17 protein-coding genes are annotated in these 15,604 nt (G+C 72.5%); 12 read left to right on the top strand and 5 right to left on the bottom strand.

Going from position 1 to position 15,604, the window contains the following annotated elements:
* Nucleotides 1–49: 49 nt before the first annotated feature.
* The gene (gene fdxA, locus ABZ079_RS25545) at nt 50–370 is read left to right on the top strand and encodes a ferredoxin (RefSeq protein WP_014674796.1); all 321 of its coding nucleotides are present in this window, start codon (nt 50–52) and stop codon (nt 368–370) included.
* Nucleotides 371–492: 122 nt separating this feature from the next.
* Nucleotides 493–1,590, top strand: coding sequence for a bifunctional succinyldiaminopimelate transaminase/glutamate-prephenate aminotransferase (locus ABZ079_RS25540; RefSeq protein WP_356941768.1), 1,098 nt, complete (start codon nt 493–495; stop codon nt 1,588–1,590).
* 86 nt (nt 1,591–1,676) lie between these two features.
* Here the strand turns inward: ABZ079_RS25540 and ABZ079_RS25535 are convergent, their stop codons facing one another.
* The gene (locus tag ABZ079_RS25535; protein ID WP_356941767.1) at nt 1,677–2,096 is read right to left on the bottom strand and encodes an ATP-binding protein; all 420 of its coding nucleotides are present in this window, start codon (nt 2,094–2,096) and stop codon (nt 1,677–1,679) included.
* A 283-nt stretch (nt 2,097–2,379) separates the two neighbouring features.
* Nucleotides 2,380–3,375 (bottom strand): heavy metal transporter, encoded by a 996-nt coding sequence (locus ABZ079_RS25530; RefSeq protein ID WP_356941766.1) that lies wholly within the window; start codon nt 3,373–3,375, stop codon nt 2,380–2,382.
* A 264-nt stretch (nt 3,376–3,639) separates the two neighbouring features.
* Here ABZ079_RS25530 and dapE point away from each other — a divergent pair, with 264 nt between their 5' ends.
* On the top strand, nt 3,640–4,719 hold the full coding sequence (gene dapE, locus ABZ079_RS25525; RefSeq protein ID WP_356941765.1) for a succinyl-diaminopimelate desuccinylase: 1,080 nt from the start codon (nt 3,640–3,642) through the stop codon (nt 4,717–4,719).
* Nucleotides 4,720–4,823: 104 nt separating this feature from the next.
* Nucleotides 4,824–5,582, top strand: coding sequence for a TIGR00730 family Rossman fold protein (locus tag ABZ079_RS25520; RefSeq protein ID WP_356941764.1), 759 nt, complete (start codon nt 4,824–4,826; stop codon nt 5,580–5,582).
* A gap of 168 nt (nt 5,583–5,750) precedes the next feature.
* Here ABZ079_RS25520 and folP read toward each other — a convergent pair whose 3' ends face one another.
* Nucleotides 5,751–6,611, bottom strand: coding sequence for a dihydropteroate synthase (gene folP / locus ABZ079_RS25515; RefSeq protein ID WP_356941763.1), 861 nt, complete (start codon nt 6,609–6,611; stop codon nt 5,751–5,753).
* 137 nt (nt 6,612–6,748) lie between these two features.
* Here folP and ABZ079_RS25510 point away from each other — a divergent pair, with 137 nt between their 5' ends.
* Together ABZ079_RS25510 and ABZ079_RS25505 are read left to right on the top strand one after the other, a co-directional pair.
* Nucleotides 6,749–7,099: a DivIVA domain-containing protein gene (locus ABZ079_RS25510; RefSeq protein ID WP_356941762.1), complete on the top strand. Its 351-nt coding sequence runs from the start codon at nt 6,749–6,751 to the stop codon at nt 7,097–7,099.
* A complete protein-coding gene (locus ABZ079_RS25505; RefSeq protein WP_356941761.1) occupies nt 7,096–7,695 on the top strand; it encodes a DNA-3-methyladenine glycosylase I in 600 nt (199 codons plus the stop codon). Before ABZ079_RS25510 ends, ABZ079_RS25505 begins: the two co-directional genes overlap by 4 nt.
* 80 nt (nt 7,696–7,775) lie before the next feature.
* Here the strand turns inward: ABZ079_RS25505 and ABZ079_RS25500 are convergent, their stop codons facing one another.
* Nucleotides 7,776–8,579, bottom strand: coding sequence for an enoyl-CoA hydratase-related protein (locus ABZ079_RS25500; RefSeq protein ID WP_356941760.1), 804 nt, complete (start codon nt 8,577–8,579; stop codon nt 7,776–7,778).
* 371 nt (nt 8,580–8,950) lie between these two features.
* On the opposite strand from ABZ079_RS25500, the gene ABZ079_RS25495 reads away from it, so the two are divergent.
* On the top strand, nt 8,951–9,118 hold the full coding sequence (locus ABZ079_RS25495; RefSeq protein WP_018544333.1) for a DUF3117 domain-containing protein: 168 nt from the start codon (nt 8,951–8,953) through the stop codon (nt 9,116–9,118).
* 87 nt (nt 9,119–9,205) lie between these two features.
* On the opposite strand, the gene ABZ079_RS25490 is transcribed toward ABZ079_RS25495, so the two are convergent.
* On the bottom strand, nt 9,206–9,904 hold the full coding sequence (locus ABZ079_RS25490) for an O-methyltransferase (protein WP_356941875.1): 699 nt from the start codon (nt 9,902–9,904) through the stop codon (nt 9,206–9,208).
* A 235-nt stretch (nt 9,905–10,139) separates the two neighbouring features.
* Between ABZ079_RS25490 and sigE the strand changes: the two genes are divergently transcribed.
* The 5 genes from sigE to ABZ079_RS25465 all read left to right on the top strand — a co-directional run bounded on the left by sigE (nt 10,140) and on the right by ABZ079_RS25465 (nt 15,569).
* Nucleotides 10,140–10,853 (top strand): RNA polymerase sigma factor SigE, encoded by a 714-nt coding sequence (sigE, locus tag ABZ079_RS25485; protein ID WP_356941759.1) that lies wholly within the window; start codon nt 10,140–10,142, stop codon nt 10,851–10,853.
* Nucleotides 10,850–11,863: a zf-HC2 domain-containing protein gene (locus tag ABZ079_RS25480; protein ID WP_356941758.1), complete on the top strand. Its 1,014-nt coding sequence runs from the start codon at nt 10,850–10,852 to the stop codon at nt 11,861–11,863. Before sigE ends, ABZ079_RS25480 begins: the two co-directional genes overlap by 4 nt.
* A 403-nt stretch (nt 11,864–12,266) precedes the next feature.
* Nucleotides 12,267–14,144, top strand: coding sequence for a trypsin-like peptidase domain-containing protein (locus ABZ079_RS25475; RefSeq protein WP_356941874.1), 1,878 nt, complete (start codon nt 12,267–12,269; stop codon nt 14,142–14,144).
* Nucleotides 14,145–14,228: 84 nt separating this feature from the next.
* Complete coding sequence (locus ABZ079_RS25470) at nt 14,229–14,663, top strand: sec-independent translocase (protein ID WP_356941757.1); 435 nt, start codon at nt 14,229–14,231, stop codon at nt 14,661–14,663.
* A gap of 240 nt (nt 14,664–14,903) precedes the next feature.
* Nucleotides 14,904–15,569, top strand: coding sequence for a hypothetical protein (locus ABZ079_RS25465; protein ID WP_356941756.1), 666 nt, complete (start codon nt 14,904–14,906; stop codon nt 15,567–15,569).
* Nucleotides 15,570–15,604: the final 35 nt, after the last annotated feature.

The following is a 15,604-nucleotide window of genomic DNA, read 5'->3' as shown; positions in this document are numbered from 1 at the left end:
GCGGAGCCTGAGGAGGCCCGCCAGCGCCCTATCGAGGAGGAACGACAGCGTGACCTACGTCATCGCGCAGCCTTGTGTCGACGTCAAGGACAAGGCGTGCATCGAGGAGTGCCCGGTCGACTGCATCTACGAGGGCCAGCGGTCCTTGTACATCCACCCGGACGAATGCGTCGACTGTGGTGCCTGTGAGCCGGTCTGCCCGGTCGAGGCGATCTTCTACGAGGACGACGTCCCGGAGGAGTGGAAGGACTACTACAAGGCGAACGTCGAGTTCTTCGACGAGCTGGGCTCTCCCGGCGGTGCCAGCAAGCTGGGGCTGATCGAGCGCGACCACCCCTTCGTCGCCGCGCTGCCGCCGCAGGGCGAGTGACCGTTTAAGCGCCAAGCGGCCCGCACACCGCGCCGCCTCGGTCCCGTACGGCCCGATCGCCCAGATCACCGCCGTACGGGACCGAGGCGTTTGCCGTACCAGACGAAAGTGAGCCACTGATCGTGTCCGCAGTCTCCGACCGCCTGCCCACCTTTCCCTGGGACAAGCTGGACCCGTACAAGAAGACGGCCGCGGCCCACCCCGACGGCATCGTCGACCTCTCCGTCGGCACCCCGGTCGACCCGGTTCCCGAGCTGATCCAGAAGGCCCTGACGGAGGCGGCCGACTCTCCAGGCTACCCGACCGTGTGGGGCACGCCGGCCCTGCGCGACGCGATCACCGGCTGGCTGGAGCGCCGTCTGGGCGCCCGCCACCTCACCCACCGCCATGTCCTGCCGGTCGTCGGCTCCAAGGAGCTGGTGGCCTGGCTGCCGACCCAGCTGGGCCTCGGCCCCGGCGACAAGGTGGCCTACCCGCGCCTCGCCTACCCGACCTACGAGGTCGGCGCCCGCCTCGCCCGCGCCGCCTACGAGGTCTACGACGACCCGCGCGACCTGGACCCGGCCGGTCTGCGGCTCCTCTGGCTGAACTCCCCGTCCAACCCCACCGGCAAGGTCCTGCCGAAGGAGGACCTGACCGCCATCGTCGCCTGGGCCCGCGAGCACGGCGTCCTGCTGGTCTCCGACGAGTGCTACCTCGAGCTGGGCTGGGAGGCCGACCCGGTCTCGGTCCTGCACCCGGACGTCAACAACGGCTCCTACGACGGCATCGTCGCCGTCCACTCCCTCTCCAAGCGCTCGAACCTGGCGGGCTACCGCGCGGCCTTCATCGCCGGTGACCCGGCCGTCCTGGGCCCCCTCCTGGAGATCCGCAAGCACGGCGGCATGATGACCTCCGCGCCGACCCAGGCGGCCGTCGTGGCGGCCCTCGGAGACGACGAACACGTCCGCGTCCAGCGCGAACGCTACGCGGCCCGCCGCGAGGTCCTGCGGGCGGCTCTGCTCGGCCACGGCTTCCGCATCGAACACAGCGAGGCCAGCCTCTACCTCTGGGCCACCCGGGACGAGTCCTGCTGGGACACGGTCGCCCACCTGGCCGACCGGGGCGTTCTGGTGGCCCCCGGAGACTTCTACGGCGAGGCGGGAAAGAACTTCGTCCGAGTGGCCCTCACGGCCACGGACGAGCGGATCCGCGCGGCGGTGTCCCGGCTGGCGGCGTGAACCGTTCCCGCCGGCAGGCCCGAAGGTGAACGGGGCCCGGGGAACTCCCCGGGCCCCGTTCACCGTGCGGTCGACGGCAGCCGATCTCAGCCGCCCAGCGGCAGACCCTGCGTCGGCAGGGAGGAGGTGGGCAGCCCACCCTTCTTGGCGGTGGACGCGGTGTCCCCCAGCACACCCCCCGCGGCCCCGGTCGCGTCCCCCGCGACCTTGTGCGCCGCGGGCGCCGTCTTCTTCAGGGCACCGCGGCCGGTCTTGCCCGCGGCCGGCACCGTCTGCCTGACCGCCTTGCCGCCCGCGTCACCCGCGACGGAGGTGGCGTCGCGCGCGGCATCCTCGACGGTGTCGCCGACGTGTCCTCCGTCCAGGGCGGTCAGACCGCCCAGGTTGGGGGTGGCCGGCAGATTCGTGGCCGCACCGGCGGAGCCGGCCGCACCGACCCCGGCAGCCGCTCCCGCTGCGACGAGCAGCGCGGCACGGGCGATCCGGCGGGTCAGAGGGAGGGACATGATGCTCCATTCGACGGGAGAGAACGGTGTGTGTCCGGGCTCGTGTCCGGGCTCGGACGCCGTGACTACCGCGCGAAGACCCCAAAGGTTGCGGACGCCCCAGGTAAAGAATGGATAACGCATCGCATTATCGGGTGTGGATAAAAATGGGCAAAGGACGTCTGTCCGTAATCCCGCAGAATCCTTACGCCCTTGGTTTTCCAAGGATTTCCGGATCCGGTGCGAGACTCGCTCGGACGCCGGGCGAGCCCCGCCGCACAACCCGCCGGAGTGAGGCCCCGTACTACTGTCCGGTCACGATCCGGACGGCCCCCACCGAGTTCTCCGGACCGCCGGCCCCGTCCGAACCCGCCGCCGTCCGCCACCGGCCGCCGCTGCTCCCCGCGGTCCACTCCCGCCCCGCGTACGCCACCCGCTCGATGTGCAGCGCCGAGGAGTTGGCGACCGCCCACTGCGCCAGCTGCCAGCCCCGCTCCCGCTCCGTGCGCCCGGACGCGCCCGGCTGTCCGCCCTCGGACACCGGCACGGTCACGGTCCGCCCGTGCGCGGTCGCGGTCACACTCGGCGAGGGAGACGGCGACGGCACGGGAGTGCCGCCCACCACCGCACCGGTCTCCTGCAGCGCGTCCCGCCCGAAGTCCCGTACCAGCGCCGTCCGTACCGCGTCCGGACCGGTCGCCGAGGCCGTGCGCTCGGGGCGCCCGTCGCAGGTCAGCGTGGCCGCCGCGTGCCCGGTCAGCGCCGCGGCCAGCAGCGCGGCGTCCGGTTCGTGCTTGGCGTACGCCTCCGGGTAGCCACTGCGCTGCACCCGTTGCGCGGCCACCGTGAGCGGCAGCTCGGTGTAGCCGGAAACCTTGGCCAGGTGTGCGTAGAAGATGCCCGCCGCGTACGCCGGGTCCATGACCTGACGCTCGGTGCCCCAGCCCTGCGAGGGCCGCTGCTGGAACAGGCCCAGCGAGTCCCGGTCGCCGTGCTCGATGTTGCGCAGCCCCGACTCCTGCAGGGCGGTGGCGAGCGCGATCGTCACCGCCCGCCGGGGCATCCCGCGCCCGGTGCCGACAGCGGCGATCGTCGCCGCGTTCACCGCCTGCTCCGGCGTGAACTCGTACGACGCCCCGTCGCCCGAGGCCGAGACCACCGTGCAGCCGCGCGCTCCGCCGCCTCCGGTGACGTACTGCACCACGAGGTACGCGGCGACGCCGCACAGGACCAGCAGGGCCGCGGCGAAACGGAAGAGACGGCCGCGACGCTTGGGACGGGTGGGGGACGGCTCTGACACGCGTACAAGGTACTGGAGCCCTTCGGCACCTTCATGGGGGGTTCGGACAGCGTCGCGACCCGCCCGGGCGGGGCGCGCCAGGGGGTGCCTCGGGCCGGCGGGAGGCGACGGTGCGCTGCGGGGTGGGTGCAGCGGCAACGACGGGGCCCCTCCCGCTCGAGCGAAGCCGAGAGCTTGGGGGAGGGCGACGACAGGGCGGCGGACGCGCGTGCCGGGTCCCGCGTCGCTGGCCCGATCCGGAAGCCACCCCCTAGGGTCGTGGCCATGGCCCACACCTCGCTTGACCTCACACTCGACGCCGCCGCGCTCACCGCTCAGCTCGTGGACCTCCCCTCCGAGAGCGGCACCGAGAAGCCGCTCGCGGACGCGATCGAGACCGCCCTGCGTGCCCTGCCGCACCTGAGGGTCGACCGCTACGGCAACAACGTGGTCGCCCGGACCGACCTGGGCCGCGCCGAGCGCGTGATCCTGGCCGGCCACATCGACACCGTCCCGATCGCGGACAACGTGCCCTCGCGTCTCGACGAGGACGGTGTGCTGTGGGGCTGCGGCACCTGCGACATGAAGGCCGGCGTGGCGGTACAGCTGCGCATCGCGGCCACGGTGCCGGCGCCCAACCGCGACCTGACCTTCGTCTTCTACGACAACGAGGAGGTCGCCGCCGACCTCAACGGCCTCAAGCACGTGTCCGAAGCCCACCCGGAGTGGCTGGCGGGCGACTTCGCGGTCCTGCTGGAGCCCTCGAACGGTGAGGTCGAGGGCGGCTGCCAGGGCACCCTGCGCGTGCTGCTGAAGACCACGGGGGAGCGGGCCCACTCGGCGCGCGGCTGGATGGGCTCCAACGCCATCCACGCGGCGGCCCCCATCCTCGCCCGGCTGGCGTCCTACGAACCCCGCTACCCGGTGATCGACGGCCTGGAGTACCGCGAGGGCCTCAACGCGGTGGGCATCAGCGGCGGAGTCGCGGGCAACGTCATCCCCGACGAGTGCGTGGTCACGGTCAACTTCCGCTACGCCCCCGACCGCACGGAGGAGGAGGCGATCGCACACGTCCGCGAGGTGTTCGCGGACTGCGGTGTCGAGGAGTTCGTGGTCGACGACCACAGCGGCGGCGCGCTGCCCGGCCTCTCCCACCCGGCCGCGGCGGCCTTCATCGAGGCGGTGGGCGGCACCCCGCAGCCCAAGTACGGCTGGACGGACGTGTCCCGCTTCTCCGCGCTCGGCATTCCCGCGGTCAACTACGGCCCCGGCAACCCGCACTTGGCGCACAAGCGGGACGAGCGCGTGCAGACCGCGAAGATCCTGGCGGGCGAGGAGCGCCTGCGGAACTGGCTCACCGCGTAGGCCGTGCCGGGCTCCGCTGCACGCCCGACATGCTCAGGTCCCCCCTCCGTGACCCGTGTGGATCTAGTCTGAGACCGAACTACCGGCAAGCGGAGGGAGCGCACATGGCTACCGGAAACCCCGAGGGGAAGAAGCAGCCGCCGGACGAGCAGCGGCTCGGGCCGGTCCTCCGACGGCGGGGACAGGTGACGGCCAGCACGACCGACCAGCGGCTGCTGGACGAGCGCGCCCCCTCGGACTGGGTCCACACCGACCCCTGGCGGGTGCTGCGGATCCAGTCGGAGTTCATCGAGGGCTTCGGCACGCTCGCCGAACTCCCGCCCGCCATCAGCGTCTTCGGCTCGGCGCGGACACTGGTGGACTCGCCGGAGTACGACGCGGGCGTGCGGCTCGGCCGGGGACTGGTGGAGGCCGGCTTCGCGGTGATCACGGGCGGCGGCCCGGGCGCGATGGAGGCGGCCAACAAGGGCGCTTGCGAGGCGGGCGGCATCTCGGTGGGGCTCGGCATCGAACTCCCCTTCGAGCAGGGGCTCAACCCCTACGTCGACATCGGGCTGAACTTCCGATACTTCTTCGTCCGCAAGATGATGTTCGTGAAGTACGCGCAGGGGTTCGTGGTCCTGCCCGGCGGCCTCGGCACCCTGGACGAACTCTTCGAGGCCCTCACCCTGGTCCAGACCCAGAAGGTCACCCGCTTCCCGATCGTCCTCTTCGGCACCGAGTACTGGGACGGTCTGCTGTCCTGGCTGAGGAACACGCTGGTCGCCCAGGGCAAGGCCGCGGAGAAGGACCTCCTGCTGTTCCACGTGACGGACGACGTGGAGGAAGCGGTGGCCCTGGTCTCGAAGGAGGCCGGCCGCTAGCGGGCCGCTGGCGGGCCGCCGGCACGGGGCCTCGGCCGGCAACGACCGGCCTCGGACACCGCAGCCCGGCCCAGGCCCGGGGGCCGTCCAGCGGTCCCCGGCACCACGGCCCAGCCCCCGGGGGCTCCGCCCCCGGGCCCCTGGCCTGTGCCCCACCCACCACCCGTGTCAGGCGAGACCCCGGCGAGCCACCGCGGGAACGCGGTGCCCGGCGATGGACGCCACCATGTCCAGCACCTGTCGGGTCTCGGCGACCTCGTGGACCCGGTACACCTGCGCCCCGAGCCACGCCGACACCGCAGTCGTCGCCAACGTACCGATCAACCGCTCCTTCACCGGCCGGTCCAAGGACTCGCCGACGAAGTCCTTGTTGGACAAGGACACCAGCACCGGCCACCCCGTGGCGACCATCTCGTCCAGCCGCCGCGTCGCCTCCAGGCTGTGCCGCGTGTTCTTCCCGAAGTCGTGCCCGGGGTCGATGAGCACCGACTCCCTCGGCACCCCCAGCGCCACCGCCCGCTCGGCGAGCCCCACGGTCACCTTCAGGATGTCGGCCATGACGTCGTCGTAGGTCACCCGGTGGGGCCGTGTCCGCGGCCGCACACCTCCCGCGTGCGTGCACACCAGGCCCACCCCGTACCGCGCCGCGACCTCCGCCAGCCCCGGGTCGACCCCGCCCCACGCGTCGTTCAGCAGATCCGCACCCGCCTCGCACACCGCCTCGCCGACCTCGGCCCGCCAGGTGTCCACGCTGATGATCACATCGGGGAACCGGCGCCGTACCTCCGCGACGAAGCCGACCGTCCGCCGCGCCTCCTCCTGCGCCGTGACTTCTTCGCCGGGCCCGGCCTTCACCCCGCCGATGTCGATGATCGCGGCGCCCTCGGCCACCGCCCGCTCCACGCGCGCGAGGGCCGGCTCGTCGCGGAAGGTGGCCCCCTGGTCGTAGAAGGAGTCCGGGGTCCGGTTCACGATCGCCATGATCACCGGCTCGTGGGACCCGAATTCCCGCCTGCCCAGCCTGAGCATCCGCTGTGACCTCTCCTAGTACGTCCCGCAGTACGGCCGCCTGTGACCCTAACCGTCAGGCTCGCATGGCACGATCGGACCCTGACAGTTTCAGCGTCCGGCACAGCGTCCGGAACAGAGCGTGGGGACCCCTGGCGATGGTGATGTTCTTGTTCCTGGTCGTCGCGCTGGCCGTCGTGGTCGCCGCGGTGACACTCGCCGTGGTGGGCGGCGGCGAGAGCGGCCCGCTGCCCGAGGCGGCACCGGAGCGGCTGCGGGATCCGCTGCCCGTGGACCGCCCGGTGGACCGCGCGGACGTGGAGAGCCTGCGCTTCCCGGTCGCCCCGCGGGGCTACCGCATGGCCGACGTCGACGACGCGCTCGGCCGTCTCGCCGCCGAGCTCGCCGAGCGGGACGCCCGGATCGCCGACCTGGAGTCCGCGCTGGCCGGAGCCCGGGCCGCGGCGCACGCCCGCCTGGACAAGCCCGAGCAGGAGGAGCAGCGATGACCGCCGGAACCGCCCTCGCCGGGCCCGACGGCGGTCTGCGCTGCCCCTGGGCCCTGTCCACCGACGACTACGTGTCGTACCACGACGAGGAATGGGGCCGCCCGGTCCACGGCGACGACGCCCTCTTCGAACGGATCAGCCTGGAGGCCTTCCAGTCGGGCCTGTCCTGGATCACGATCCTGCGCCGCCGCCCGGGTTTCCGCGCGGCCTTCGCCGGCTTCCGCATAGAGAAGGTCGCCGTCTTCACCGACGAGGACCGCGAGCGCCTGCTGGCCGACGCCGGCATCATCCGCAACCGCGCCAAGATCGACGCGACGCTTGCCAACGCGCGCGTGCTCGCCGACTGGCCGGAGGGCGAGCTGGACGAACTGATCTGGTCCCACGCCCCCGACCCGAGCGGCCGCCCCGCCCCGAAGACCCTCGCCGACGTCCCCCCGGTCACACCGGAGTCGACGGCCCTGTCGAAGGCCCTGAAGAAGCGCGGCCTGAGATTCGTCGGCCCGACGACGGCGTACGCGCTCATGCAGGCGTGCGGATTGGTGAACGATCACCTGGAAGCCTGCGTGGCCCGTAAGCCCGGCCCGCCCGGCGTCTGAGGAGGAGACCGTCGCGCCGATGGGGGTCTGGCGCGCGGCCCTCAGGGACGCGCGCCCTCACCGGCCCGCGGACGAACGGCTCACCGGCCCAGGTACTTCGGCTTCTCCTTGTTCACAAACGCCTGGACGGCGATGGCATGGTCCTCGGACCGCCCCGCCCGCGTCTGCAGCTCGTCCTCCTTCTCCAGGGTCTCGGCGAGGGAGTGCGTGAGGCCGAAGGCCACCGCCTCCTTGAGTGCCGCGTACGCCACCGTCGGCCCCTCGGCCAGCGCCCGCGCCACCTTCTCGGCCTCGCCGCGCAGCGCACCCGCGGGTACGACCCGGTTGGCGATGCCCAGCTCCAGCGCGTCCTGGGCGCTGATGCTGCGCGGGAAGAACAGCAGGTCGGCGGCGCGGCCGGGGCCGACCACGCGGGGGAGCGTCCAGGAGATGCCGGAGTCGGCGGTCAGCGCCACCCCGGCGAAGGAGGTGTTGAAGCCCGCCGTGTCGGCCACGATCCGGTAGTCCGCGGCGAGAGCGAAGCCGAAGCCGGCCCCGGCCGCGACACCGTTCACCGCGGCGACCACCGGCTTGGGCGCCTCGGCGAGGGCCCGCACGATCGGGTTGTAGTGCTCCCTGACCGTGCTCATCGTGTGCCCGGACCCGGTCTCCCGGTCGCTGGCCAGCAGCCCGATGTGTTCTTTGAGGTCCTGGCCCACGCAGAACGCCCGCTCCCCGGCGGCGGTCAGCAGGATCGCCCGTACGGCCGTGTCCCCGGCCGCGGATTCCGCCGCCTCCCGGAGGGCGACCTTGGTCGCGATGTCCAGCGCGTTCATCGCCTCGGGGCGGTTCAGCGTGATCGTCACGAGTCCGTCGCTCACCTCGTAGAGCACGGTGTCGGCCATGGGGTTCCCCTCCGCTGTCGCCACTGGTGACGTACCGCTCAGTACGTCCCTGTCAGGGGACAGCATGGCGGAGATCGGCGTCCAGGGGCCCGAGCCGACGTGTGACCTGCGTCAAAGAAAACCGGAGCGGAGCAGGTCGGCGGATGTCCGCGCGGCGGCGAAGTATCGCAGCCACATCGCCGAATTGGGTGGTTTTGCTCGCGCGCGTTGCCCAAGCGATGCCGACCGATGTTGGTCATCGGGTCCTGCGATGCGGGATAATGGCCTGGAAGCAATGTGTTCGATGCCGGTGACGCGCGTCCGTTTCGATGGCGTGGGCCCTCCCTGGGCCGTCGGCAGACGATGAGCTGGTTTCAGGAAGGGGAACGAGCATGGCGGCCATGAAGCCGCGGACGGGCGATGGCCCGCTCGAGGTGACCAAGGAGGGGCGGGGCATCGTCATGCGCGTTCCGCTCGAAGGCGGCGGTCGACTCGTCGTCGAGCTGACCCCTGACGAGGCCGAGGCGCTTGGCGACGCCCTCAAGAAGGTCGTCGTCTGACGTCCCAGCGATCCTGTCCTTGCGGCTGCCCCGGCATCGTACGCGGTGTCGGGGCAGCCGCGTTCGAGGGGCGTGCCGCAGCCGCGGTCACCGCTTGACGGCGCACAGCAGCCCGTCACCCACCGGCAGCAGCGACGGCACAAGCTCCTGGCTCTCGCGCACCGTGCGCAGCAGCTCCCGCAGCCGCAGCACCTCCGTGGGCTGCGGACCCGAGTCGACGGTACGGCCGTTGGCGAAGACCCCCTCGAAGACCACCAGGCCGCCCGGACGCAGCAGGCGCAACGATTCAGCGAGATAGTCCAGGTACTCCAGCCGGTCCCCGTCGCAGAAGACCAGGTCATAGCCCGCGTCCGCGAGCCGGGGCAGCACCTCCAGGGCGCTGCCCGGGATGAAGCGGGCCCGGTTGCTGGCGAAACCGCAGGCGCGGAAGGCCTGCCGGGCGGACTGCTGGTGCTCCGGCTCCGAATCGACGGTGGTGAGCACCCCGTCCGGACGCATGCCGTGCAGCAGATGGATCCCGGACACTCCGCAGCCGGTGCCGATCTCCGCGACCGCCTTCGCGTCCACGGAGGCGGCGAGCAGTCGCAGCGCGGCGCCCGTGCCGGGCGACACCGAGCGCAGCCCTGCCTCGCGGGCCCGGTCGCGGGCCCAGCGCAGCGCTTCGTCCTCGGCGACAAAGGCGTCGGCGAACGCCCAGCTCGTCTGCCGGTTGCCGGTAATGACCCTCTCCCGTCCCCATGGTTGCCTGGGCGTGACTGTATCCGTTGGCGTCGGGAACCCGCAGATGAGGCCGGGCGTTTAAAGGGGGTGAGCCGGTGGCCCGGGACGCGACGGGGGGTAAGAGGTGGATCAGGACGCCGAGCAACTGCTGACGCAGCCGTATGAGCCGTATCAGCGCGTATCAAATTCTCGTAAAACCGCTTATCCGGAGCTAACGGGCGAGGTGGCTATGGTAGGGGCTCCACTGGACACCACCAGAGCCGACAGGGGAGGTGCGGCTGCGCCCGGGGACCGGGGCGGAGTGCTGCGGCGCTTCCTCGGGTCGACGGGCAGGCCGAAATCCGTGACCGACACCGCTGCTGACCGCCACGCCGCCGGTTTCGCCGCAGGCGACGCCCAGACCGCGACCTTCTCGACCGACGCGGACGGGCAGGCGTGGACTCCGCCCACGTGGGACGAGATCGTCAGCACGCACAGTGCCCGGGTCTACCGCCTGGCCTACCGCCTGACGGGCAACCAGCACGACGCCGAGGACCTCACCCAGGAGGTCTTCGTCCGCGTCTTCCGCTCCCTGTCGACGTACTCGCCGGGCACCTTCGAGGGCTGGCTCCACCGCATCACCACGAACCTCTTTCTGGACATGGTCCGGCGCAAGCAGCGCATCCGCTTCGACGCCCTCGGCGAGGACGCGGCCGAGCGCCTGCCCAGCCGTGAACCCACCCCGCAGCAGCTTTTCAACGACGCCCACTTCGACGCGGACGTCCAGCAGGCCCTCGACACGCTCGCGCCGGAGTTCCGCGCGGCCGTCGTCCTGTGCGACATCGAGGGGCTGTCGTACGAGGAGATCGCCGCGACGCTCGGCGTGAAGCTCGGCACGGTCCGCTCCCGCATCCACCGCGGCCGCTCCCAGCTCCGCAAGGCCCTCGCGCACCGTTCCCCGGAGGCCCGCGCGGCCGAGCGGCGCTCCTTCATGGCCCGTGTCCCCGCTCTGGGAGGAGGGGGCGCGACCGCGTGAGTGGATCACGAGCGAAACCTGTCGAGGAGGCACACCTCGCAGAGCAGCACCTGGGAGACCGGCTCTCCGCCCTGGTGGACGGAGAACTCGGTCATGAGACGCGTGAGCGCGTCCTCGCGCACCTGGCCACCTGCGCCCGGTGCAAGGCGGAGGCGGACGCTCAGCGCGCGCTGAAGAACGTCTTCGCCGAGGCGGCCCCGCCCCCGCCCTCGGAGAGCTTCCTGGCCCGCCTCCAGGGCCTTCCCGGGGGAGGTGACCCGGACGGTGGCGGAGCGCCGCCGCCCGGGGGCGGACTCCTCGGACGGCACCCCGACGTCCGGACCACCGGCGTCTTCGGCGTGAGGCGCGGCGAGCGCTTCGCGTTCGGGTACGTCCCCGCTCACCCGCACCACACCGCCCCCGTCCCCGGGGAGCGCGGCTTCCGCATTCATCCCGTCGGCCGCCCGGACGACGGGCGCTCCGCCTCACGCGGGCTGCGGTTCGCGTTCGCCGCCGCCGGCGCGGTCTCGCTGGCGGCGGTCGCCCTGGGCGGCGTGACCACCGCCGTCCCCGGCGACCTGACCGGGGAGGCCCGCGGCTCCGGCACCGGCAGCAATGTGATCCCGGCGCGCTCGGCGGGCACGGGTGGTGGTGACGTCGCGGCCATGCCCGACACCCAGCGCCGCCGCGCGGTGGGGCCCTTGCTCGCCCCGGCCCCGGGCGGCGCGCTGCTCGGCCAGATGCCGGTGGTGCCGACCTCCCTGTCCGCACCGCTGCCGCCCGGAGCGCCGTCCCCCGCCGCCGGGCAGACCCGGAACGACGGCCCCGTGCGGGGTCTGACCGCGCCGGTGATGGCCGGTGCGGCCGCCGTGTCCCCGCTCATACGTCCGCTGGACGAGAAGGTGGCCCTCCCGCTCACCGACTGGTCCACGCCTTCTGGAGCCGCCGGTACCGGTCTGCTGTCGGCTCCCGTCCCCGACACCACCCCCGCTCCCTCGGTGTCCTCCGCCACCCCCCACCAGGTCCCCTGACCGGCCACTTCGCCACGGCCCGCGAACCTGGTTGAATCCGGTGAGGGCCGTGCCCGCGGCGATGACCGGGGGTGTGGTCGACGTTCTGCGGCCGCCGCCCGAGCGCGCGGCCGCGGCCAGCCGTGGGGAGAGCATGAACGAGGGGAACCGTGTCCCGCCGGAGGTAGGTCCGGAGGGAGCGGCGAGGGTGGCACGGGCCGGCGCGTCTGAGGGTGCCGCCGTGCCGGAAGGCGTCCAGGCCGAGGAGGCCCCAGCCGACTTCCGGTCGGCCCGTCCGGTGACCGCACCGGCGCCCGTGGAACACGGCGACAGCGGCGAGGCCCAGGCCGCCGGGGACTTCGAGCTGGCCAAGCCGGTGCCGCTCCCAGCGGGCGGCACCACACTCACCACTGAGGCCGCCACGATGACAGAGACAGGGGCGGAGGCTGTGGCGGGAGCAGGAGCAGGAGCAGGAGCAGGAGCGGGCACAGGCCCAGGGGCCGAGGCGGTGGCCGGAGCCGGGGAAACCGCGTGGGCGGCTACCGCGGAGCGGCCGAAGCCGTTGCACGACCCCGATCCCTACAGCACCCCGCCGTACGGCGAGCCCGGCCCGTGGGCGCCGGCACCGCCCGTACAGCACCCGGCGGCCACACCGGCGCAGGGCACGGCCGTACCCCTCCTCGGGGCTCCCGCCGCCGTGCCCGGCGTTCCTGAACCGGTGCACGGCACGGCGGTGCCCCCGCCCGGCGCGACCGCTCCCGCACCCCTGCCCGGGGCTACCGGGCCGGTGCCTGGGCCTTCCCCTGACGCTCCCACGCCCGCACCCGGTTCACCCACATCCGCTCACGGGTCTCCCGCTTCCGCTCCCGGGGTTCCCGCCCCCGCACCCCTGCCCGGGGCCTCCGCACCCCTGCACGGGGCTCCCGTACCCCTGCACGGGGCCCCCACGCCGGTGCCTGGGCCTTCCGCGCCCGCTCCCCGGTCTTCCGCGCCCGCCCCCGGTGTTCCCGCGCCCGCCTCCGACCCCGGGGCTGCCGTGCCGGTGCCGGTGCAGTCGGCTGGGGAACAGGCCGGTGTCGAGCCCTGGCGGCGCTATGACCCCTGGGGCGCCGGTTCGCCCAAGGAGCAGGCGCTCGGTCGGGAGCCGCTGCAGCAGACCGGCGCCGCCGTGCTGACGGACGGGCAGCGCGGCAGGCGGGCGAAGCGGCTGGCCTTGGTGTGGACCCTGCTGGTCGCCGTCGTCTCCGCGGGCATCGGCGGAGCGGTGGGCGCGTATGTGGAGCGTGGGGGCCTGGGCGGCGACGTGCACCTGCCGCAGGCCGGGAGCGTGCCGGCCGGCCGCGCGCCGGACAGCGTGGCCGGGATAGCCGCCCGCGCGCTCCCCAGTGTCGTCACGCTGCACGTCACCGGGGCCGACAAGGCGGGCACCGGCACCGGCTTCGTGCTCGACGGCCAGGGGCACATCCTCACCAACAACCACGTCGTCGAACCCGCCGGGTCAGACGGCCGGATATCGGTGACGTTCAGCAGCGGCGACACCGTCAAGGCGGAGGTCGTCGGCCGGGACAGCGGTTACGACCTCGCCGTCGTCCAGGTGCACGGGGTGCACGGGCTCACCCCGCTGCCGCTCGGCAACTCCGACGACGTCAAGGTCGGCGACCCCGTCGTGGCCATCGGAGCACCCTTCGATCTGGCCAACACCGTCACCTCCGGCATCATCAGCGCCAAGGAACGGCCCATCACGGCCGGCGGCGGGAAGGGCGACGGCAGCGACGTCAGCTATGTCGACGCGCTCCAGACCGACGCGCCCATCAACCCGGGCAACTCCGGCGGGCCTCTGCTCGACTCCCGGGCCGAGGTCATCGGCATCAACTCCGCGATCCGTTCCGCCGGCAACGGCTCCGCGTCGGAGGGCGGTCAGGCCGGCTCCATCGGCCTCGGCTTCGCCATCCCCGTCAACCAGGCCAAGCGCGTCGCCGAGGAACTGATCAACGACGGACATGCCACCCACCCCGTGATCGGCGTCACTCTCGACATGGGCTACACCGGCGACGGTGCCCGGATCGACGGCAAGAGCGCGGGCGGCGGCCCCGCCGTCATCAAGGGCGGCCCAGGAGAGCGGGCCGGCCTCAACGCCGGCGACGTCATCACCAAGGTCGACTCGGAGCCCGTCCACACCGGCGAGGAGCTGATCGTCAAGATCCGCGCCCACCGGCCCGGTGACCGGCTGCGCCTGACGGTCGAACGCGGCGGCGGCGAGCGGGAGGTATCGCTCGTGCTGGGCGCGTCGGAGCGGAACTGACGGAAGTCTCACCTCGGGACGGTACCGGTCGGACAGGAACGCCGGGTACCGTTGAGCGACCGAGGACATCGCAAGGAGCGTCAGGTGTTCAATGACATAGGACCACTGGAGCTGGTGACCATCATCGTGCTCGCCGTGCTCGTCTTCGGTCCGGACAAGCTCCCCAAGGTCATCCAGGACGTGACGCGCACGATCCGGAAGATCCGCGAGTTCTCGGAGAGTGCCAAGCAGGACATCCGCAGCGAACTGGGTCCCGAATTCAAGGACTTCGAGTTCGAGGACCTCAACCCCAAGTCGTTCATCCGCAAGCAGCTGGACAACGAGGACCTGGGGCTGAAGGAGATCCGCAACGGCTTCGACCTGAAGAAGGAGATGGCCGAGGTCACGGACGCCGTCCACGGCCGTGACAGCGAGGCGTCGGGCTCCTCGTCCTCCTCCGGCGGGCGTGTCGACATGACCAAGAAGCCCGAGGAGCCCGGCAAGGACGACCGGCCGGCCTTCGACGCGGACGCCACCTAGGGCCTGTCTTTCCACGCGACACGCGGGCGCGGGCGTACACCCGTGCCCGTGGCGCGTTTCCTAGCGTGTACCTGGCGTACACGGCTCGAACAGGCCGTTCGCATGACCGCGTACCCAGCGCCTGCCCTGCCGCTCTCACCGGTGTGGATATGCTGCCGAGTTGTTGTGCGGACCGGACGAGTACGCCCGAAGGGGGGCGGGCCGCCCCGGTCCGACGAGAGCGAGGAGGCGTCCGGGCAGATGGAGACGACGAGTCGGGTGGGCGCGCAGGCGCCGGCAGCGGAGGGCGGGCAGCAGCTCCCCTCCGCCCGGCGTACGGTCGACGGTTACCTGCAGGCGCCCTTCCCGTGGTACGGCCTCGACGAGGCGTTCACCGGGCCGCGCTGGCTGATGCAGGTCGGCACGGCGGCCGACGGTGCCGTCGAGCACGGTTCGATCGGGCACGGGGACGAGCCCTCCGTACGCAACGAGGCCGGCTCCGCCGGTGAGGCGCGGGAGAAGTTCGCGGTCGTGGTCACCGTCGCCGCGCAGCCGTCCCGCAGGAGCGCGGACGGTACGGGGCTGCTGGAGGCGACGTCGGTCTCCTCGGCGGCGTGGCTGGCCGGTGTGGGGCTGCTGTCCTTCACCTGGCCCGGGCAGATGGACCACAGCCTGCGGGACGACTGGCTGGATCAGCAGACGGAGACGGCCTGGGCTCTGGCCGACGACCTCGAGGGGCCGGAGTGGTCCAGGCTCTCCCTTCCGGTGGACGGGGTGGCGGCCTCCTTCCATTACCGGGAGTCCGAGTTCGGCTGGGTGCTGGCCGGTACGACCGAGGCGGGGGTCCATCTGGGGGCGTACGGGCGGGGGATGAGCGCGTACGGGCTGGGGTTCGCGGTGATCAAGGACATCGCCGCCTACGCCTGACGTGTCAGGCCCGGGTGCGATGCCTCCCGGGCCCT

This window comes from Streptomyces sp. NPDC006314 (assembly GCF_040613075.1).
In the GTDB taxonomy this organism is placed as follows: Bacteria; Actinomycetota; Actinomycetes; order Streptomycetales; family Streptomycetaceae; genus Streptomyces.
Note: the sequence above shows the minus strand (reverse complement) of the source record. Positions and strands in the feature narration are given on the sequence as shown.

Excerpts from the sequence above, each read along its gene's own strand:
- ABZ079_RS25495 (WP_018544333.1), top strand. The coding sequence starts at position 8,951 with ATGGCGGCCATGAAGCCGCGGACGGGCGATGGCCCGCTCGAGGTGACC.
- dapE (WP_356941765.1), top strand. The coding sequence starts at position 3,640 with ATGGCCCACACCTCGCTTGACCTCACACTCGACGCCGCCGCGCTCACC.
- folP (WP_356941763.1), bottom strand. The coding sequence starts at position 6,611 with ATGCTCAGGCTGGGCAGGCGGGAATTCGGGTCCCACGAGCCGGTGATC.
- ABZ079_RS25520 (WP_356941764.1), top strand. The coding sequence starts at position 4,824 with ATGGCTACCGGAAACCCCGAGGGGAAGAAGCAGCCGCCGGACGAGCAG.
- ABZ079_RS25510 (WP_356941762.1), top strand. The coding sequence starts at position 6,749 with ATGGTGATGTTCTTGTTCCTGGTCGTCGCGCTGGCCGTCGTGGTCGCC.
- ABZ079_RS25535 (WP_356941767.1), bottom strand. The coding sequence starts at position 2,096 with ATGTCCCTCCCTCTGACCCGCCGGATCGCCCGTGCCGCGCTGCTCGTC.
- ABZ079_RS25505 (WP_356941761.1), top strand. The coding sequence starts at position 7,096 with ATGACCGCCGGAACCGCCCTCGCCGGGCCCGACGGCGGTCTGCGCTGC.
- ABZ079_RS25500 (WP_356941760.1), bottom strand. The coding sequence starts at position 8,579 with ATGGCCGACACCGTGCTCTACGAGGTGAGCGACGGACTCGTGACGATC.
- ABZ079_RS25465 (WP_356941756.1), top strand. The coding sequence starts at position 14,904 with ATGGAGACGACGAGTCGGGTGGGCGCGCAGGCGCCGGCAGCGGAGGGC.
- ABZ079_RS25475 (WP_356941874.1), top strand. The coding sequence starts at position 12,267 with ATGACAGAGACAGGGGCGGAGGCTGTGGCGGGAGCAGGAGCAGGAGCA.